The sequence below is a fragment of the Xanthomonas sp. NCPPB 1132 genome, from assembly GCF_056629235.1.
Genome location: NZ_CM152819.1, coordinates 4,152,308 through 4,172,244, shown reverse-complemented (window position 1 = coordinate 4,172,244; position 19,937 = coordinate 4,152,308). Strand labels below are relative to the sequence as shown.

The window sequence follows — 19,937 nt, the reverse complement described above, 5'->3', positions numbered from 1 at the left end:
TTCGCCCCGCCTCTTCCGTTGCGCCCAAGGTAGGCCATGCCCCGTTCGCTGCTGCGGCAACTGCTGTTGATCTGGATCGTCATCGTCGCCGCCTGCGTCGGCATGGCGGTGGTGCTGGTCGGGCTGTACCGGCACAGCGAGGGCGTGCGCGCCGAGCGTGCGCAGGCCGGGTTGCGCGAGGCGTGCACGCGCATGGTGCAGCGCTACAACGGCGCCAGCGCCGCCGCCCACGGCAGCGACGGCGCCGGCTTGGCGGCGGTGGTGTCGCAGTTGGTGCTGGCCGATGCGGCCGGCGTGGAAGGCGGCTTCTGGGACCGCCAGCGCGGCTTCCTGGCTTACGCCTACCCGACCTACGATGGGACCGAGCACAAGACCGACGTGCCCTCGGCCGAGCGCAACGTCATCGTCGCCACCGTGCAGCGCGGGGTGGAGGCGCAACACACGGTCGACTACCGCCGCGACGGGCAGCGCGAGAGCCTGCTGATCGCGGCCTGCCCGCTGGACCGTAACGCCGCGGCCTGGGCCATGACCCGCGTGGCTTCCAGCGACGCCTCGGCCAGCCTGCCGCTGGCGCTGGGGATGGCGCTGATCCTGGCGCTGGTGGTGGTGTCGGCGCTGGCGCTGGGTTGGGTGGTACGGCGCTGGAGCCAGCGCCTGCAGGGCATCCAGCAGGCCCTGGCGACGCCGGCCGAGGTGCCGCAGATCCCCAAGACCGGCGCGCCGGAACTGGACCGGCTCGGTGCCGCGGTCACCGACTACGCGCAGCGCAACGCGCAGGCGCTGGCCGAGACCCGCCGGCTCGGCGAGGAGCTGTCGCGGCACGAACGCCTGGCCGCGCTGGGGCGCATGACCGCGACCGTGGCGCACGAAATCCGCAATCCCATCGCGACCCTGCGCCTGGCGCTGGAGAACCAGATCGCCGCGCACGCGCACGGTGCCGACGACGCCCAGGCGCAGTTGATGCTGGCGCAGATCCAGCGCCTGGACGGCGTGGTGGAAAGCCTGCTCGGCATGGTCCAGCCGATCCGCCTGCACCGGCAGACGGTGGCGCTGCAACCGTGGCTGCAGGCGCTGCTGGACCCGGCCGACTGGGACGGCCAGACGCCGCCGATCGCGCAGCGCCTGCAGGCGGCACCGGAGCAGTGGATGCTCGATCCGCAGCAGGCCGCGCGCGCCCTGCACAACCTGCTGCGCAACGCCCTGCAGCACGCCGCGCCCGGCACCGAGGTGATCCTGGCGGCGCAGGCCGAGAACGACCTGCTGCAGTTGCGCGTGCGCAACCAGGGCGAGCCGGTGCCGGCGCCGGTGGCCGCGCATCTGTTCGAACCGTTCGCCAGCGGCCGCAGCGACGGCAACGGCCTGGGCCTGGCGCTGGTGCGCGAGATCGCCCGCGCCCATGGCGGCGAGGCGCACTACACGCATCGCGACGGCATCACCGAGTTCAGCCTGGAGCTGCCATGGCGCGCATCCTGATCATCGACGACGACCTGGCGTTCCTCAGCACCCTGCAGGCGACGCTGCGCTCGTTCGGCCACGACGTCGTAGCCGTGGCCGATCCGCGCGAGGGCCTGGTGCGCCTGGGCGAGGGCGGCCTCGACCTGGCCTTCGTCGATTTCCGCATGCCTGGCATGGACGGCATCGCGCTGATGCGCGCGCGCCAGGACGACGCGCAGGCCATGCGCGTGCCGCTGGTGATGCTTACCGCGCATGCTTCCAGCGGCAATACCATCGAGGCGATGAAGCTCGGCGCCTTCGATCACCTGGTCAAGCCGGTGGGCCGTGCCGACATCGCCGAGGTGGTCGAGCGCGCCCTGCGCAGCCGCGGCGACGACATGCCGGATGCCGCACCGGCGACGCCGGCGGAGGAGGACGACGCGCTGCTCGGCCACAGCGCGGCGATGCGCACCGTGCACAAGCGCATCGGCCTGGCCGCCGCCTCCGACCTGCCGGTACTGATCACCGGCGAGACCGGCACCGGCAAGGAACTGGCGGCGCGCGCGCTGCACCGTGCCAGCGCCCGCGCCGCGCAGCCGTTCGTGGCGATCAATTGCGCGGCCATCCCCGCCGAGCTGATGGAGAGCGAACTGTTCGGTTACCGCAAGGGCGCGTTCTCCGGCGCGGTGAGCGACCGCAACGGCCTGATCCGCGACGCCGATGGCGGCACCCTGTTCCTCGACGAGATCGGCGACATGCCATTGCCGATGCAGGCCAAGCTGCTGCGTTTCCTGCAGGAAGGCGAGGTGTCGCCGCTGGGCGGGCGCGGCGCGCAGAAGGTGGACGTGCGGGTGATCGCCGCCACCCACCGCGACCTGCTGCAGGCGGTGGACGCCGGGCGCTTCCGCAGCGACCTGCGCTACCGGCTCAACGTGGTGCCGATCGAACTGCCGCCGCTGCGCGAGCGCGGCGATGACATCCTGCTGCTCGCCCAGCACTTCCTCGCCGCCGGCGCCAGCGCCCCGCAGACCCTGTCGCCTGCGGCACAGGTGCGCCTGCGCGCCTATCCCTGGCCGGGCAACGTGCGCGAACTGCGCAACGCCATGCAGCGCTGCCAGGTGCTGGTGCGTGCGCCGGTGGTCGAGGCGCACGACCTGGACGAGCTGCTGGCCCAGCCCGCCGAGACGCCCACGACGCTGGACACCGAGGCGCTGACCCTGCCGCAGGCGATCGCGCAACTGGAACGGCAGATGATCCAGGCGGCGCTGACCCAGGCCCACGGCAACCGCGCCGAGGCCGCGCGCCGGCTCGGCATCCATCGCCAGCTCCTGTATCGCAAGCTCGACGAGTACGGGCTGTAGCGGCGCGCTTTGCGCGCCGCCGGGATTGGGGATCTGGGGTTGGGGATTCGTGAAAGCGCCTGACATCAGGCCGCGGCACCCGCTTTTACGAATCCCCAATCCCTAAATCCCCTTCCATCCACACCTGTCCGCAAAGCGGACAGGTGTGGATGGAACGGAGACACCACCGACGCCGTGTCGGCGACAGATCAATTTTAAAATCAATGACTTAACAGTTGGCACGGCCTCTGCATTATCTCTCCTGCGAGCGGCGCCCCTGCCGCTCAGGAGGAACTCCCATGATCCGTCGTAGCGCACTCGCTCTGTCCCTGGTGCTGGCCACCGCCGCTGCCGCTGCCACCGCGCAGGTGCCGGCGCCCCCCGCACCTCCCGCTCCGCCGGCGCCCGGCAGCGTTCCGGCGCCGCCGCCGCCGCCCGCGGCGTCCGTCGCCGCCACGCCGGTGCGCGTGGACGGCACCGTCGAGCGGTTCATCCTCAACCCCAATGGCGACGTCGATGGCCTGTGGCTGATGGACGGTACCCAGGTCAGCTTCCCGCCGCACCTGTCGGCCGACCTGCAGGCCGCGGTGCGCCGTGGCGATGCGGTGTCGGTGCAGGGCTACCGCCTGGGCAGCCTGCCGCTGCTGCAGGCCAATAGCATCACCGCACGTCGTAGCGGCAAGCAGGTGGTCGACCGTCCGCCGAACCCGATGACGCCGCCGCCGGCCCCTCCGGTGCCGCCGTCCCTGACCCCGCTGCAGGCCGATGGCCGCATCGAGCGTCTGGTCTACGGCCCGCGCGGCGACACCGCCGGCGTGCTGCTGAGCGACGGCACCGTGGTGCGCATGCCGCCGCCGGCCGCCCAGCAGTACAGCGAACTGCTGCGGCCCGGCGCGCGCCTGAGCGTCAACGGCTTCGGCGTGCTGACCCAGGTCGGCCGCTCGGTGGAGGCCACCCAGGTCGGCCGCGATCGCAATTCGCTGCAGGCGGTGTTCGCGCCGCCGGCCCCGCCTGCGCCGTCTGCCGCACCGCCGCCGCCGGCCCAGCCGGGCGCACCGGGTGCGCCGGCTACCCCGCCGCCGCCGGCTCCGCGTTGATCCGGGCGCTGCTGCATCGCGTCTGACCCCTGCGCCCGCCGTTCGCGGCGGGCGCTGCCGGCCCCCGCCGGCATCCCCTTGTTCGTCTGGAGAATGCAATGCATTGGGTCGATCCCGATTCCCTGCCGGAAACCTGTGGCACGCTCGCGCGCTTCCTGCTCAACCCCAAGGCCGACGTCGACGGCCTGCTGTTCGACGACGGCACCGAAGTGCACACCCCGCCGCACCTGTCGGCGCAATTGCTGAAGGCGCTGCGTCCGGGCGCCGGCCTCGGCGTGCGCGGACTCAAGCCGCGCGGCGCCGATGTGCTGGTGGCGCTGGCGGTGGATCCGGACGGTGCCGAGCGCATCGTCGACGAGGGCCCGCATGCCGCGCCGCATAAGCCCAAGCCGCCGGCCAAGCCCACGTCCGCGCAGGACGCGGTGCACCGCGCCGGCACCATCGCGCGGCTGCTGCACGGCCCGCACGGGCAGGTGCATGGCGCGCTGCTGGAGGACGGGCTGATCGTGCGCTTCCCGCCGCACGCGGTGCCGGAATCGGCGCGCTGGCTGGCCGCCGGCAAGCCCTTGGCGGCGCAGGGCGAACTGCTTGAGTCCGCGCATGGCCAGGTGCTGCATGCGCAGGCGCTGGGCGCCAGCGCCGCGGCGCTGCAGCCGTTGCCGCCGAAACCGAAGCCGCCCAAGCCTCATCACAAGCCGTTGCACGCGCATGCGGATGATGCTGCGCCGAAGCATGGGCCCAAGGCGAAACCGAAGCCCAAGCCCAAGCCGAAGTCCCACTAAGTGCCGCGTCGTCGCGGCGGTGCGCCCCTGGCCACCGCCGCGGCTGTGTTCCCACCGCTCCTCCAGGACACCGTCATGCCGCCCGTCGCGCCTGCGCAGCACCACGTTCTCCTGTCCCTGTCGCCGCGCTCGTCGGCGGTGCGCGCATGAGCGGCGCCGAGAAGCGCCAGCGCCCGCGCGGCACGCGCGCGCTGGAAGCGCTCAACTTCACCATGGCCGACGTGCAGGACGGGCTCGGCCCGTTCCTGAGCGTGTTCCTGCAATCCAAGGGCTGGTCGCTGGGCGCGATCGGCTCGGTGATGACCGCCGGCGGCATCGTCGGCATGCTCGCCACCACGCCGGGCGGTGCGCTGGTCGATGCGACCAAGCGCAAGCGCAGCATCGTGGTGGTCGGCTGCAGCATGATCCTGCTGGCCTCGGCGCTGTTGTGGTGGTCGCCGACCCTGCCGGGCGTCATCGCCGCACAGGTGATGACCGCGCTCGCCGCCGCCGCGCTGGGGCCGGCGCTGTCCGGCATCACCCTGGGCCTGGTACGCCAGGCCGGCTTCGATCACCAGATCGCGCGCAACCAGGTCGGCAGCCATGCCGGCAACGTGGTGGCCGCGGCGCTGGCCGGTTTGCTCGGCTGGAAATTCGGTTTCGGCGCGGTGTTCGTGCTGACCGGCTGCTTCGGCGTGCTGGCCATCGTCTCGGTGTTGATGATCCCGCGCGATGCGATCGATCACCGCGCCGCGCGCGGCATGGCCGACGCAGAAGACGACAACGGCGCCCACGTCAGCGGCTGGTCGGTGCTGCTGACCTGCAAGCCCTTGCTGGTGCTGGCCGCAGCGCTGGCGCTGTTCCACCTCGGCAATGCGGCGATGCTGCCGCTGTACGGCATGGCCGTGGTGGCCGCGCACCAGGGCGACCCGAACGCGCTGACCGCCACCACGATCATCGTCGCCCAGGCCACCATGGTGCTGGCCTCGCTGCTGGCGATGCGGCTGATCCGCGTGCGCGGGCACTGGTGGGTGCTGCTGCTGACCTTCCTGGCGCTGCCGCTGCGCGGGCTGATCGCCGCCAGCTTCATCCACACCTGGGGCGTGTTCCCGGTGCAGATCCTCGACGGCGTCGGCGCCGGCCTGCAGAGCGTGGCGGTCCCGGCGCTGGTGGCGCACCTGCTGCAGGGCACCGGCCGGGTCAACGTGGGGCAGGGTGCGGTGATGACGATGCAGGGCGTCGGCGCGGCGCTGAGCCCGGCACTGGGCGGCTGGATCGCACAGGGGTTCGGCTATCGCGCCGCGTTCCTGCTGCTGGGCGGCATCTCGCTGCTGTCGCTGGCGTTGTGGGTGGGGATGCGCAAGCACCTGGTGACGGCGAAGCGGGACGGCGCAGCCGACGAGCCGGTGCCGCCGCTGCCGGCTTAGGTCTCAGCCAAGCGCGACGCCAGGCACCACCTCGCAGGCGATCCCGGCGGCGGCCAACTGCGCTGCCAGGGCCGCGTGCGGCGGCTGCCGGAACGCATCGCCCGGCAGCAGACTGACCACCCGCTGCCCGGCGTGCGCCTGTTCGATCAGCAGCGCCAGGTGCGTTGCCGGATCCTCCGGCAGCGGCTGGCGGCTGGCATCGCGGCGCGCCAGGCTCAGCACCGCCGCACCGACCTCTGCACCGACCAGCAGCAGGTCGGCCTGGTTGAGCGCGCGCAGCGCCTTCAGCGTCAGCGCACCGGGGTCGCCGTTGCCGGTGCCGACCAGCCACACGCTGCCTTGCCGCGGTATGTCACCACTGCGCTGCAGGCTGTCGGCGAAGGCATGCTCGGCGGCCTCGCGCTGGCCGCTCTGCAGCAGGGTCTGCACCGGCCCCTCCAGCACCTGCTCGAACCAGCGGCGGCGCTGCGGCAGGTCCGGCAGGCGCGCGCGGATCGCGGCGCGGTGGCGCGCGAACAACTGCGCCAGTTCGGCGTAGGAATGGTCCAGTTCGGTTTCCCAGCGCTCGCGCAGGCGCCGCGCCAGCATCGGCGCCGCGCCGCTGGAGGAGATCGCGATCAGCAGCGGATCGCGGTCGATGATCGCCGGCACCTGGAACGTCGACAGCGCGGCATCGTCGACCACGTTGACCCACTTGCGCCGCGTCCCGGCCTGTTCGGCCAGTTGGCGGTTGAACGCGTCGTCGTCGGTGGCCGCCACCACCAGCCAGGCGTCGTCCAGCCACTGCGGGTCGAAGGCGCCATCGGCGCGCTGCAAGCGGCCCTGCGCCAGCCACTGCGCCACGGTGGGGTTGAGCGCATGCGCGTAGACCAGCACGTCGGCGCCGGCGTGCAGCAGCGCCTCGATCTTGCGCATCGCCACCTCGCCGCCGCCCACCACCAGCACACGGCGCCCTGCCAGGTCGGCGAACAGGGGATACAGCGGCATGCGGACTCCTTTGGGAACGAGATGGGCCAGGTCGCGAAGCAGCGCGTACGGCAGGCCACATTCGACTGCAACAACGTCCTGTCGACCAACGATACCGAAGGACCGTCCGTTGTAGCTATTCGGCAAACGAGTGCCGTCGCGCTTCTGCCACCCTGCCAACGCTCATGCCGCCACCAAGCGCCTAGCCGCGCTTCGCCGCGCAGCCAAGGTGCAGACGCTGGCGTATGATCCGCGCTCGTCGCCCTCCCGAACCGGCATCATGGATCGAGCCCGTCCGTCCCTTTCGTGGCCACGCGTGTCGGCGTGGTGTGTCCTTTTCGCGCTGCTGTGGCCGGTGGCGCCCACGCTGGCGCAGACCGCGCGCAAGCCCTCGGCCTACGAGCAGCGCCCAGGCCGCGACGCCGCGGCGCAGCCGGCGACCGGACCCGATTCCATGCCGCGCCTGGACAGCCGCGCGCAGTTCCTGCAGCTCGCGCGGGTCTACAACGCCGGCACCGCGCTGGAATTGCCGCACCTGCTGTTCGTGATCGACCGGCAGCAGGGCGGGCGCGTCTATTACCTCAACACGCCGCGCTTCGCGCTGCACGAGCAGTTCGTGCGCCAGCGCCTGGCGCCGCGCATGGGCAAGGCGGCGCTGAAGGCGCAGTACCGCGATCCGCAGCGGCGCTTCCTGTTCGGCACCCTGAGCTGGCAGCAGGATCTGCCGGGCTACACCTACGAGTTCTGGGAGGGCGACCTTCTCACCGCGCCCTTGTTGCAGCAGACCGACGCCGCCTTGCGCGCCTCGTTCTACGACACGTTGCGGTTCAAGACCAACTCCACGCTGCACGAACAGGTGGCCAAGTCCGCCGGGCTGGCCTTCGTGACCCAGGAGGCGCTGCTGCGCGAGCAGCGCTTCCTGCCGTTGAACACCGGCCATGCCGAGGGACGGCTGCGCATCGTGCGTTCGGAGGCGCAGTTCCGTGCGCTGACCCCGCGCGACATCCCGGTGCTGGACGAGGTGCCGATCGCGTTGGCGCCGGTCGCCGGCCTGGTCACGCAGCGCCCGTCCACGCTGCTGTCGCACGTCAACCTGCTGGCCAAGGGATGGGGCATTCCCAATGTGTACGTGCGCGACGCGCAGGCGGCGTTGCGCCAGTACGACGGCCGCTGGGTGCAACTGGACGTCACCCGCAACGACTACCGGGTGACGCCGCTTGCAGGCCCGCCGGCAGCCATGTCGTCCGCGGCCCCGCGCGCGGCGTCACGCGCGCTGCCGCGTCCGGACCTGAGCGTGGTCGCGCTCCAGCCGCTGGCGGCGCTGCGCGCCCGCGACAGCCGCGCCTGCGGGACCAAGGCGGCCAATCTCGGCACGTTGAAGGCGGTGTTGCCGCCGGCCGCACGCGTACCGGACGGCTTCTGCATCCCGTTCGCGTTCTACCAGGCGACGCTGCAGCGCCTGCAGGTCGATCAGCGCCTGCGCGACCTGCAGCGCCGTCCTGGCTTCGCCACCGACGCCGACGTGCGCCGCGCCGCGCTGGCGACCCTGCGTGCCGAGATCGCCGACGCCACGCCCGATCCGGCCTTCGTGCGTGCGCTGGAGGCGCAGTGGCGCGAACAACTGCATGGTGCCGGTGTGTTCGTGCGCAGCTCGTCCAACTCCGAGGATCTGCCCGGCTTCAGCGGTGCCGGCCTGTACACCACCGTGCCCAACGTCACCCGCGCCGACGCATTGGCCAAGGCGGTGCAGACGGTGTGGGCGTCGGTGTACAACTTCGAGGCCTACGAAGCGCGCGCCGCCGCCGGCCTGCCGCAGGACGCGGTGGCCATGGCGGTGCTGGTGCAGTTGGCCGCCCCGTCCGACAGCTCCGGGGTGATGATCACCCGCGATCCCTTCGATGCAGCGCGCCGTCATGTCACCTATGTTTCGGCCAAGCGCGGCCTCGGTATCCGCGTGGTCGAGGGCAAGCGCCAGGCCGAACAGGTGATGTATTCGAGCTGGTCCAAGGCGGTGCAGGTGCTGAGCCGCTCGGCCGAGGACACCCAGCTCGTGGCCAACGCCGCCGGCGGCGTCCGCGAGGTCCCGATCGTCGGCACCCGCCAGGTACTGACCGATACCCTCATCGCGCGATTGGCCAGGGTCGGCGCGATGACCAAGCAGGCGCTGGGCGGCGGCGATCAGGACATCGAGTGGGCCGTGGTCGGCGACGAGGTGGTGATCCTGCAGTCGCGTCCGTATGTGGATGGGAGTGCGCGCTAGGCGCCGTTTTTCAGGGCCGGTTGTCTTGGAGCTTCGGTTGCTCCCAGGCGACGATGCTGGATGAGGCGGGGTAGGCGGATTGGTGGCATTGCGTGTTCTCGACCCGAATTGGACCGATCCTCGAACCAACGAATGCCCAGAGGCTGCAATGGACACCGTCGCTCCAGCACCGGGAAATTCCCCGCAGCAGAATGCTGCGCCCATTCCCGCAGCCTCTCGCGTTGCCACCATCGACGTGTTGCGGGGCGTGGCGCTCTTCGGCGTGCTCTCGGTCAACCTGATCACCGAGTTCCGGGTTTCGCTATTTCAGCAGTTTCTTCCGCCGACCATGGAGGGATCCGGCCTGGATCGGATGGTGGATGCGATTGTCAGCGCCGGCATGGAATCGAAGGCCTTTGCTCTGTTTTCCCTGTTGTTCGGCATTGGGCTTGCCATTCAATTCCAGCGGCTCGCCACCAACAGCCAGTGTCTATCGCTGCTGGTCAGGCGGCTGCTTGTTCTGCTGGGGTTCGGCGTCCTGCATCTGTGCTTCATCTGGAATGGCGACATCCTCACCGAATATGCGCTGGTCGGCTTGCTTGCCCTGCCGTTTCTTTATGTATCGAACAGGACGCTCGTCGCCGCATGCGCAGCGGCGTTGCTGGTGTATGCAGCAATGCCGCTCTGGCTTCCAGAGAGTTTCCTGGGGCCCGATGAAGCGGGACTTCGGCAGTACGTCCATGTCGCTTCGTCGGTCTATGCGAGCGGAACCTGGAGCGAAATCGTCCGCTTCAATATCGCCGAGATACCGCGCATTGTTCCCTTGCACGTGCTGGTCGTCCCGCGGACGTTCGCGTTGTTCCTGCTTGGCGTGTTTGTGTGGCGGACCGGCCTGCTTCGCAGTCCCGAAAGGCATCGTCGCGCACTCCTCGCTATCGCTGCGCTTGGCCTCGTCCTTGGCTTTGGCATGAATTTTCTGGAGTTGCCCGACTCAGGGTCTTCCTGGCGCTCCTTGGCGCTCATCGTCTCGGCTCTGAGAACGCTGGGTCCGGTCGTGCTTGCCATCGGCTATGGCGCTACCTGCGTGGCCCTTTGTACGTTCGCCGGGGTCGGCCGTGTGCTGGCGGTGCTTGGCCCTCTCGGTCGAATGGCCTTCAGCAACTACCTGGCCCAGTCGTTGGTCTTCGGCTGGATCTTCTTTGGATACGGGCTGGGTCTGTTCGGACGCCTGAGCGCATCGCACGCAATGCTGCTGGGGATCGCTGTTTATCTTGTCCAGGTGATTGCCAGCCATTGGTGGCTGAAGCGGTTTCGGTTCGGCCCCATGGAGTGGTTGTGGCGAACGCTCATGTATGGCGTTCGCCAACCCTGGCGGGTCGCGAGGGCATAGCCGCGCGCGAAGTTGCCATGCGGGTTGCCGGCCGTTACGGCGACGTCCTTGCGCAACGCTGTAGGAGCGGCTTCAGCCGCGACAAGCGAAGCCTAGAAGTCTCGGCATCGCATGCGCTTCGGAACCGGCGCGTCCTGAAGCAACGCTGCATCGCGAATACGGATGGCCGCTGGCTGCGGGGACGGTCGCGGCTGAAGCCGCTCCTACAGTGCAGGCATGCGGCTTCTCGTGGCCTGCGGGTATCGGCTATGCCTGCAGCCGCGGCCGAAGCCGCGACTGCAGGAGCCGGCACTGGCTTTATCGAAGGGGGAGCTAACCCCGGATCATCGATTGCCGTGCCAACGCGTCGCCGGCCGCTTAGCTCGCGGCCGCCGGCGGCGGCGCCGCGTTGCGATGCTGCGTCGCGGAGGACTTGCTGTCGCGCTCGGCCGCCAGCAGGGTCAGCGAGCGGCCGAGGCCGTGCCATTGCGAACCGCCGGGCAGGCCGTGTTCGCCGTTGCGCTCGGCGGTGTCGATCAGCACGCGCCAGTGTTCGCCTTCGACCAGCGGCAGGGTGAACGGCACGTCCTCGACCGCGCCGTTGACGATCATCAGCAGGGTCACGTTGGACGCGGCCTGGCGCAGGCCGCTGGACGGGGCGCGGCCGTCCAGGCGCATCATCAGCGCGCGGGCGTGCGGATCGTGCCAGGAGGCCTCGGTCATTTCCTCGCCGTCCGGCGCCAGCCAGGTCACGTCCTTGATGCCCAGTTCTTCGTCGTAGGCGCCGTCGAAGAAGCGTGCGCGGTGCAGCAGCGGGTAGTGCGCGCGCAGGTGGGTCAGGCGCGAGACGAAGGCGCTGAGCTGGTGCGCGCGCGGGCCGGTTTCCCAGTTCAGCCAGGTCAGTTCGTTGTCCTGGCAGTAGGTGTTGTTGTTGCCGCCCTTGCTGCGGCCGAACTCGTCGCCGGCCAGCAACATCGGCGTGCCCTGCGACAGCAGCAGGGTGGCCAGCATGTTGCGCATCTGCCGCAGGCGCAGGGCGTTGATCTGCTCGTCGTCGGTCTCGCCTTCCACGCCGTAGTTGGCGGAAATGTTGTTGTCCGAGCCGTCGCGGTTGTGCTCGCCGTTGGCTTCGTTGTGCTTGTGGGAATAGCTGACCAGGTCGTGCAGGGTGAAGCCGTCGTGCGCGGTGACGAAGTTGACCGAGGCGGTCGGGCGGCGACCGCGATGATTGAACAGGTCGGCCGAGCCGGTCAGGCGCGTGGCCAGTTCGGCCAGCTGGCCTTCGTCGCCGCGCCAGAACGCGCGCACGTTGTCGCGGAACTTGTCGTTCCACTCCGACCAGCCCGGCGGGAAGCCGCCGACCTGGTAGCCGCCGGGGCCGACGTCCCACGGCTCGGCGATCAGCTTGACCTGGCTCAGCAGCGGGTCCTGGCGGCAGGCGTCGAGGAAGCCACCCTTGGGATCGAAGCCGTGGTGCTCGCGGCCGAGGATGGTGGCCAGGTCGAAGCGGAACCCGTCCACGTGCATCTCCGAAACCCAGTAGCGCAGCGAGTCGTTGACCATGCGCAGCGCGCCGGCGTTGGTCAGGTCGAAGGTGTTCCCGGTGCCGGTGTCGTTGATGTAGAAGCGGCGGTCCTCGGCCAGGCGGTAGTAGCTGGCGTTGTCGATGCCCTTGAACGAGAGCGTCGGCCCCAGTTCGTTGCCTTCGGCGGTGTGGTTGTAGACCACGTCCAGGATCACTTCCAGCCCGGCGCTGTGCAGCCGCGCCACCATCTGCTTGAACTCGGACACGGTGCGCGTGGCCATGTAGCGCGGGTGCGGGGCGAAGAAGCCGATGGTGTTGTAGCCCCAGTAATTGCGCAGACCCTGCTTGAGCAGATATTCGTCGTCGACGAAGGCGTGCACCGGCAGCAGCTCCACCGCGGTCATGCCCAGGCGCTTGATGTGCTCGACCACCTCGTCCACCTTCAGCCCGGAGAAGGTGCCGCGCCAGGCCTCGGGCACGGACGGGTGGCGCATGGTGGTGCCGCGCAGGTGGGTCTCGTAGATCACCGTGCTGTCCCACGGCGTCTGCGGGCGTTGGTCCTTGCCCCAGGTGAAGGCCGGATCGATCACCGCGCACTTGGGCATGTAGGCGGCGCTGTCGCGGCGGTCGAAGCTGAGGTCGGCATCCTTGTGGCCGATGGTGTAGCCGAACAGGGCCGGCGCCCATTTCAATTCGCCGACCAGTTGCTTGGCGTAGGGATCGAGCAGCAGCTTGTTGGGATTGAAGCGATGTCCGGCGTCGGGCGCGTACGGGCCGTACACGCGGTAGCCGTAGAGCTGGCCCGGGCGCGCGTCGGGCAGGTAGCCGTGCCAGATCTCGTCGGTGTACTCGGGCAGGGCGATGCGTTCGATCTCGCGGCCGCGATCGTCGAACAGGCACAGCTCCACCTTGGTGGCGTGCGCCGAATACAGCGCGAAGTTCACCCCCAGGCCGTCCCAGGTGGCGCCCAGCGGATACGGCAGGCCCTCGCGGATACGCGAACGGCGGGTGAGCTTGCGCACGGGCATGAAGGATCCTTAGGAAGAAGTGCTGCCGTTGCCGGCGCTGCGCCGCGGTGCCGGCGGCGGCAGCGCTTCGTCGTCGGCCTCGGCGGCCGCTTCCGCGGCCACCAGGCGCTCGGCCATGGCCCAGTGGCGGGCGGCGTGGCCGTCGGGTCGCCCTTCGGCTTCCCAGATTTCGTGTGCGAGTTGGCGGATGCGGCGTTGGCGTGTTTCTGCGTCCATGGCTTCTTGCGGGATCAGGGGGAGGCGACCAGCACGGCGATCGGGAATGCGGCGAACAGGGCCGACACCGGAACGGCCGACGTGGCGTCGACGGTAGCACCGGCCAGCACCGGACGATACTGTGCCTGCGGCAGTGTCAGAACCGTGTCACGCCAGTCCAGTTGCGGCCGCAGCGGCGCGTCCGGGCGCAGCGCCTGCGCGGCCGCACTCAGCCGCGGCACCACCACTACCAGCGAGGTGCCTTCGTGCTCGCGCACGAAGCCGAGCACGTGCGGCGCCTGTGCGCCCTGCGCCTGCAGCGGCGTGTAGCTGCCGTGCGCGAACAGCGCCGGATGCGCGCGCCGCAGTTGCAGCAATTGCCCGGTCAGCCAGGCCTTGACGTGGCCGCTGTGCCAGTCCTGCAGCAGCGCGTCCGCTGCGGTGGCGTCACCCAGCCAGGCCTGGCGCAGCGCGTAGTCCACCGGGCGGCGGTTGTCCGGGTCCACCAGCGACAGGTCCCAGCCTTCGCTGCCCTGGTACAGGTCGGGCACGCCGGGCAGGGTCAGGCGCAGGGCGGTCTGCACCAGGCTATTGAGCGCGCCGGCCGGGGCCAGCGCCGCGGCCGCCTGCGCCAACGCCTCGCGCAGCGCGGCACCGGCCGGCTGCAGTAGCGCCGCGTCGAGCAGGGCGCGCGCATTGCGTTCGTAGTCTTCGTCCGGCCAGGTCCAGTGGGTGCGCAGCTTGGCTTCGCGCGCGGCCTTGAGCTGCCAGGCGCCGATGCGTTCGGCGTAGTCGCGCAGGCCGTCGGCGTCGTCCACTGCCAGCTCCAGCGGCCACGCCGCCACCAGCATCTGCCACAGCATCAGCAGGTCACCCGGCAGCGGCGCGGCGCTGCCGGCCGGCAGCAGGTCGGCCGACAGCGCCTGGAACCGCGCCACCTGCGCCTCCCACCACGGCGCCTGTGCGCTGAGCACGGCCAGGCGCATGCGGACGTCTTCGCCGCGCTTGTGGTCGTGGGTGGCGGTGGCCAGCAGCGCGCGCGGATAGCGCTGCGCGCGCACGGCGTTGGCCGCGTGGAACGCCTCCGGCGTCATCGCGAACACGTCCGGCTCGCTGCCGACCTCGTTGCGCGAGAGCAGCACGCCGTGGCGGTAGAAAGAGGTGTCTTCCACCGACTTGGCGTTGAGCGGCGCCGACAGTTGCTCCAGGCGCCGGCGCACGATCCGCCGCAGCGCCACCTGCGCCTTGCCGGTGCCGCGGCCATCGCGGCTCCAGCGCTCGATCGCATCGATCGCCGCGCACACCCGCGGCTCGGCGCCGGCACGCGCACGCTGCGCGGCCTGGGCCAGGCGCGCTGCGTCGTTGTCGTCCAGGCCATCGGCCCCGGCATAGGTGCGGTACACCTCGAACTGCCGCAGCAAGGCCATCAACCCGTGCGCCAGCATCTGCGGGCTGAACTCGCGGGTCAGCGGATCCAGGTGCGCGGCGGCGGCCAGCGCCTGCACGGTGCGCACGAACTCGGCCTGCAGCGAACCCTGCAGGATCTCGTCGCGCGCGGCGCGCTGCTCCTGGCCGAAGTCGCCACTGCGCCCGCTCCAGCGCCGCCACAGTGCGGTCAGCGGTTCGGCGCCGGCCGGGTCGTGCAGCACCGCGGCGACCTGGTCCATGAAGTCGTAGCCGGTGGTGCCGTCGCAGGGCCAGTCGGGGCGCAACTGCTCGTGCGGCGCCAGGATCTTTTCCAGGTACAGGGCGATGCCACCCGGGGCAATGCCACGGCGGCGGCCGGCGCGGTCCAGTTGCGTGCGCAGCCGCTGCACGTAGCCGGTGGGGTCGGCCAGGCCATCGACGTGGTCGACCCGCACGCCATCGAGATGGCCCTCGGCGACCAGCCGCAACGGCAGCTCGTGGACTGCGGCGAACACGTCGTTCTGCTCCACCCGCAACGCCGCCAGCGAGGTGATGTCGAAGAAGCGGCGGTAGTTGAGCATGTCGTTGCCGACCCGCCACCAGGCCAGGCGATAGCACTGGCGTTCGATCAGCCGGTGCAGGGCATCGTCGCCCAGCCGCGCGGCGTCGTTGAGCCGGGCCGCCCAGGCCGGGCGCGCGCTGGCCGGTTCCTGGGCGATGGCGCCGTCCAGGCGGATCGGGAAGCGCTGGTCGTGGTGCAGCAGGACGACGCTGCCGTCCTCGGCCACCTGCAGTTGCAGCGCGCCTTCGCCGAGCGCCTGCGCATAGGGGCGGTCCAGCACCGGCAACCACAGCTTGCCGTCGCGCCCGGGCGCGCGCCAGTCGATGTCGAACCAGCCGGCATGACGGCTGCGCCGACCGTGCGTGAGCACGTCCCACCACCACGGATTGCTCGGGTGGGTGGCCATGTGGTTGGGCACGATGTCCAGGATCAGGCCCATGCCGTGGCTGCGTGCGCGCTCGGACAGGTGCAGCAGCGCCGGCTCGCCGCCGAGCTCGGGATTGACCTGGCGCGGGTCGGTGACGTCGTAGCCGTGGGTGGAACCGGGCACCGCGGTGCCGATCGGCGACAGGTACAGGTGGCTGATGCCCAGCCCGGCGTAGTACGGCACCTGCGCGGCGGCGTCGAGCAGGGTGAAACCGGCATGCAACTGCAGGCGGGCGGTGGCCCGCAGGGGAATCATGCGCATGCGTCGGCTCCTTGCGCGGCGATGGCGGTGGATTGGCGGGTCTGGGCGAAGGCGTCCAGGCGCGTGGCGAGGGTGGCGGCGGATGCGGCGGCATCGGGTGCGGGCAGGCGCCGGCGCCAGTTCGGGTGGCCGTCGACGGTGCCGGGCAGGTTGGGTTGCTGGTCCAGGCCCAGCGCGTCCTCGGCCGGCAGCAGCGCCAGCGGCGAGGGCGTGGCAGCGACGAAGCGCAGCGCGCCCAGTTCCGGGTCGGCGGCCTCCGCGGGCGGCAGCGCCGCGGCGACCGCCTGGTCCATGCGCGCGACATCGTCGGTGCGCGCCTGGTGGTCGGCATGTTGCTGCGTGGCGTCGCTCAACTGCAGGCGCCGGCGCCAGTCGATGTCCTCGCCGCGACGCCAGCCGCGCAGGGTCGGCAGGTCGTGGGTGGTGGTGGTGGCGAGCGCGTCGGGGCGCCACTGCGCCGGTGGCAGGAACGCGCCATCGCGGTCGCGGGTGAACAGCAGCACGTCGATGCCCATCACCCCGCGCTGCGACAGCTCGGCGCGGATGCCGTCCGGCACCACGCCCAGGTCTTCGCCGATCACGATCGCGCGATTCCGCCAGGATTCCAGCGCGAGCAGGCGCAGCAGGTCGTGCAGCGGATAGCGCAGATAGACGCCGGTGGACGAAGGTGCGCCGCGCGGAATCACCCACAGCCGCAGCAGGCCGAGGATGTGATCGATGCGCACGCCGCCGCGATCGCGCATCACCGCGCGCAGCAGTTCGATGAACGGCGCGAAGCCATTGGCGCGCAGCGCGGTCGGCGCATAGCCGCAGATGCCCCATGCCTGGCCGTCGCCGTTGAAGGCGTCCGGCGGCGCGCCCAGTTCCAGCCCCTGCAGCACCGCCTGCGGCCACGCCGCGGCCTCGGCGCCCTGCGCGTCGAAGCCCACCGCCAAGTCGGCGATCAGGCCGATGCCCATGCCGTCGGCGCGCGCCTGGCGCTGCACGTCGGCCCAACTGCGCGCGGCCAGCCACTGCGCAAAGCGGTGCAGGCCCGGATCGGCATCGCCGAAATCCTGCGCGGCGAACGCGGCATGCGCATGCAGGGCGTTGCCGCCGTCGCGCTCGAACGCGGCCAGGTCGGCGCGCAGCGCCGCGTCGGCTTGGCCGAAGTCGGCGTGCAGCTGGCGCAGCCACTGCCACTTCAACGCCGCCGAGGCCGGCCAGTCGATCAGCGGCCGCGCCTGCGCCTCGGCGAAGCCCTGCGCCAGCCCGGTCGCGTCCAGCGCGCGCTGCGCTGCCGCGACGCCGAGCACGCGCGCCGGCGCCGCCTGCAGCGGATCGAGAAAGCGGCGGTCGCTGGGCGAATACGGGCTGTAGTGCGCGCCGACCGGACGCGCCGCATGCACCGGGCTCAGCGCGATGGCATCGCCGCCGGCTGCGGCGATGCGCGTGGCCCAGGCGGCGGTGCCAGCGGCGTCGCCGATGCCGGCGTCATAGGCACCCGGTGCCGAATACACCTGCAGCGACAGGCCCCAGCGCCGCGGCTGTGTTGCGCCCATCGCGTCGGCGACGCCGTAGCAGCGCGATGGCGCCACCGCCAGGGTGGTGCGGCGATCGCCGTGCTGCAGGGTCCAGTAGCCGGCGGCGTCGGGTGCGACGAGGCGGCCATGCGCGTCGCAGTGGCCGTGCAGTGTCTGCCCGTCCTCGCTCTGGAGCTGGTACGCGGCACCGGCCGCGGCGCCGACCTCGACCGGCGCGCCGGCGTCGGCGGTCAGCAGCGGCGGCAGCGCGGCATCGGCCTGCAGCCGGCGCAGGCTGTCGCGGCAGGCGGCGGCGTCGCGCGCGTCCAGGCCCAGCGCGCCGAGCACGTGGCGCAGGGTGGCGTCGGCGACCGTACGCGGCGTGTCGCTGGCGTCGATCCAGTCGACCAGCAGGCCGGCGGCGTCGGCCAGGGTGTGCAGGGAGGTGTCGGTCATGGGCAGGGCGAACCGGGCAGCAGGGCGGAGGAAGCGGTATCCGCCGCGGTCCCGCCCGCGCGCGCCGACGGCGCGTGCGCGGCGGTGGGCAGCGAACGAGGTGGCCAGCGTGCCGGGGACGCTGTCGCGATGGCGTCGCGACAGCGGGCGCTCATGCGGCGTTGCCGGGCCGGTAGCGCGCGACGAAGGCGTTGGGCGGCAACTGCGCGGCGTCGTCGCCGGCGTTCTCCGCATGCACGGTGCTGCCGGGCAGGTCCAGCGCCACCGGCGCGTCGCCGAAGTTGGCCGCCACGTGCCATTCGCCGTCACCCAGGCGCCAGCCCGCCGCGATCGCCTTCGAGCCGATCACCCGTGCCCCCAGCGCGCTGGACTGGGCGAGGGCGGGCACCAGGTGCTGGCGGCGCAACGCCATCAACGCCGCGAACCAGTCGCGCCAGCGCGCACCGTCGCCGTGGGTGGCGTCGCTGATGTCGGCGATGGACGCCTGGAAGGTGCCCGGTGCGTTGGGATCGGGAATGGTGGCACGCTGTTCCGGATCGGCGAAGGCGGCGAAATGCGCGAACTCGCGGCGGCGGCCCTCGCGCACCGCCTCGTCCAGCGGCGGCGCGAAATCGGTGAAGAACTGGAACGGGGTGCGGCTGCCCCACGGCTCGCCCATGAAGAACAGCGGGATCATCGGGGTCAGCGCGGTCAGCGCCAGCGCCGCGCGCAGCGCCGGTTCGCTTACCTGGGTGATCAGCCGGTCGCCACGGGCGCGGTTGCCGATCTGGTCGTGGTTCTGCGCAAAGATCACGAACTTGTGCGGCGGCAGGTGGCCGCTGGGCTCGCCGCGCGCGTGGCCGCGGTGGTCGGCCTGGCCCTGGAAGGCGAAGCCTTCGCCGAGCACCCGCGCCAGGTGCTGCGCCGGCGCGTCGGCGAAGCCGGCGTAGTAGCCCTCGTGTTCGCCGGTCAGCAGCACGTGCAGGCTGTTGTGGAAGTCGTCGTCCCACTGCGCGCTGTAGCCGCGCTGCAGCACGCCGGCCTGGTTGGCCTCGTTCTCCAGCACCAGGTGCACGTGGCGCCCGTCGGCGACGCTGGCCATGATCGCCTCGCGCAGGGTGTCCAGGAAGGCGTTGGGCACGATCGCATGCACCGCATCCAGGCGCAGGCCGTCGAAGCGGTACTCGTGCAGCCACATCAGCGCGTTGTCGATGAAGTAGCGCTGCACCGGCGGCAGGCGGAAGTCGATGGCCGCGCCCCATGGCGTGGGTGCGTCCTCGCGGAAGAAGGTCGAGGCGTATTGGCCCAGGTAATTGCCGTCCGGGCCGAAGTGGTTGTAGACCACGTCCAGGAACACGCTCAGGCCCAGCCCGTGGGCCTCGTCGATCAGCGCCTTGAGTTCGTCCGGATGGCCGTAGGCCGAGGCCGGCGCGTACGGCAGCACGCCGTCGTAGCCCCAGTTGTGGCGGCCGGGGAATTCGGCCAGCGGCATCAGTTCGATCGCGGTCACGCCGAGCGCGGCCAGCGTCGGCAACTGCGCGCGCAGCCCGGCGTAGCCGCCGCAGGTGCCCACGTGCAGTTCGTAGAACACGGTCTCGGCCCAGGGCCGGCCGCGCCAGTCGCCGTGGCGCCAGGCATGGCCATCGGTGGCCAGCACCGCGCTGGGACCGTGCACACCGTCGGGCTGCCAGCGCGAGGCCGGATCCGGCACCGGCGTGCCGCCGTCGATGGCGTAGCGGTAGCGGGTACCGGGCGCGCAGGCCAGGGTGGCGGCGAAGTAGCCGTCGCCGATCGCCTCTAGCGGCTGCCGCCGATCGTCGCCGAACACCAGCTCCACGCGCTCGGCATCCGGCGCCCACAGCGCGAAGGCGACCTCGCCGTTGGCGCCTGGCCAGGCGCCGGGGCGCAGGACTGCGCGTGGTACAGCGGAGGAATCGGTCGAGACAGCGGTCGTGGCCATGG

General features: G+C 71.3%; 13 protein-coding genes. 7 read left to right on the top strand and 6 right to left on the bottom strand.

Features of this window, described 5'->3' with window-relative positions; translation table 11 throughout:
* Positions 1 to 36 precede the first annotated feature (36 nt).
* The 5 genes from AC1G9L_RS18030 (at position 37) to AC1G9L_RS18010 (ending at position 6,059) form a co-directional block, all read left to right on the top strand.
* Complete coding sequence (locus AC1G9L_RS18030; RefSeq protein WP_019801406.1) at positions 37 to 1,473, top strand: ATP-binding protein; 1,437 nt, start codon at positions 37 to 39, stop codon at positions 1,471 to 1,473.
* Complete coding sequence (locus AC1G9L_RS18025; protein ID WP_019801405.1) at positions 1,458 to 2,795, top strand: sigma 54-interacting transcriptional regulator; 1,338 nt, start codon at positions 1,458 to 1,460, stop codon at positions 2,793 to 2,795. Before AC1G9L_RS18030 ends, AC1G9L_RS18025 begins: the two co-directional genes overlap by 16 nt.
* A gap of 278 nt (positions 2,796 to 3,073) precedes the next feature.
* Positions 3,074 to 3,871, top strand: a complete 798-nt coding sequence (locus AC1G9L_RS18020; RefSeq protein ID WP_481069630.1) for a hypothetical protein — start codon at positions 3,074 to 3,076, stop codon at positions 3,869 to 3,871.
* A gap of 98 nt (positions 3,872 to 3,969) precedes the next feature.
* Entirely contained in the window at positions 3,970 to 4,653 is a 684-nt protein-coding gene (locus tag AC1G9L_RS18015) for a hypothetical protein (protein ID WP_481069629.1), read from the top strand.
* 146 nt (positions 4,654 to 4,799) lie between these two features.
* The gene (locus AC1G9L_RS18010; protein ID WP_481069628.1) at positions 4,800 to 6,059 is read left to right on the top strand and encodes an MFS transporter; all 1,260 of its coding nucleotides are present in this window, start codon (positions 4,800 to 4,802) and stop codon (positions 6,057 to 6,059) included.
* A 3-nt stretch (positions 6,060 to 6,062) separates the two neighbouring features.
* On the opposite strand, the gene AC1G9L_RS18005 is transcribed toward AC1G9L_RS18010, so the two are convergent.
* On the bottom strand, positions 6,063 to 7,046 hold the full coding sequence (locus tag AC1G9L_RS18005; protein WP_481069627.1) for an NAD(P)-dependent oxidoreductase: 984 nt from the start codon (positions 7,044 to 7,046) through the stop codon (positions 6,063 to 6,065).
* Between the two features lie 259 nt (positions 7,047 to 7,305).
* Between AC1G9L_RS18005 and AC1G9L_RS18000 the strand changes: the two genes are divergently transcribed.
* Positions 7,306 to 9,285: a PEP/pyruvate-binding domain-containing protein gene (locus tag AC1G9L_RS18000; RefSeq protein ID WP_481069626.1), complete on the top strand. Its 1,980-nt coding sequence runs from the start codon at positions 7,306 to 7,308 to the stop codon at positions 9,283 to 9,285.
* A 148-nt stretch (positions 9,286 to 9,433) separates the two neighbouring features.
* The gene (locus AC1G9L_RS17995; RefSeq protein WP_481069625.1) at positions 9,434 to 10,654 is read left to right on the top strand and encodes a DUF418 domain-containing protein; all 1,221 of its coding nucleotides are present in this window, start codon (positions 9,434 to 9,436) and stop codon (positions 10,652 to 10,654) included.
* A 357-nt stretch (positions 10,655 to 11,011) separates the two neighbouring features.
* Here the strand turns inward: AC1G9L_RS17995 and glgX are convergent, their stop codons facing one another.
* The 5 genes from glgX to treZ form a co-directional block, all read right to left on the bottom strand.
* Positions 11,012 to 13,186: a glycogen debranching protein GlgX gene (glgX, locus tag AC1G9L_RS17990; RefSeq protein WP_481069624.1), complete on the bottom strand. Its 2,175-nt coding sequence runs from the start codon at positions 13,184 to 13,186 to the stop codon at positions 11,012 to 11,014.
* A 9-nt stretch (positions 13,187 to 13,195) separates the two neighbouring features.
* Positions 13,196 to 13,402 (bottom strand): DUF2934 domain-containing protein, encoded by a 207-nt coding sequence (locus AC1G9L_RS17985; protein ID WP_010341051.1) that lies wholly within the window; start codon positions 13,400 to 13,402, stop codon positions 13,196 to 13,198.
* 14 nt (positions 13,403 to 13,416) lie between these two features.
* Entirely contained in the window at positions 13,417 to 16,032 is a 2,616-nt protein-coding gene (treY, locus tag AC1G9L_RS17980; RefSeq protein WP_481071181.1) for a malto-oligosyltrehalose synthase, read from the bottom strand.
* Positions 16,029 to 17,996, bottom strand: coding sequence for a 4-alpha-glucanotransferase (gene malQ / locus AC1G9L_RS17975; RefSeq protein ID WP_481069623.1), 1,968 nt, complete (start codon positions 17,994 to 17,996; stop codon positions 16,029 to 16,031). The genes treY and malQ overlap by 4 nt, the downstream gene beginning before the upstream one ends.
* 151 nt (positions 17,997 to 18,147) lie before the next feature.
* Positions 18,148 to 19,935: a malto-oligosyltrehalose trehalohydrolase gene (gene treZ, locus AC1G9L_RS17970; protein WP_481069622.1), complete on the bottom strand. Its 1,788-nt coding sequence runs from the start codon at positions 19,933 to 19,935 to the stop codon at positions 18,148 to 18,150.
* Between the last annotated feature and the right edge of the window lie 2 nt (positions 19,936 to 19,937).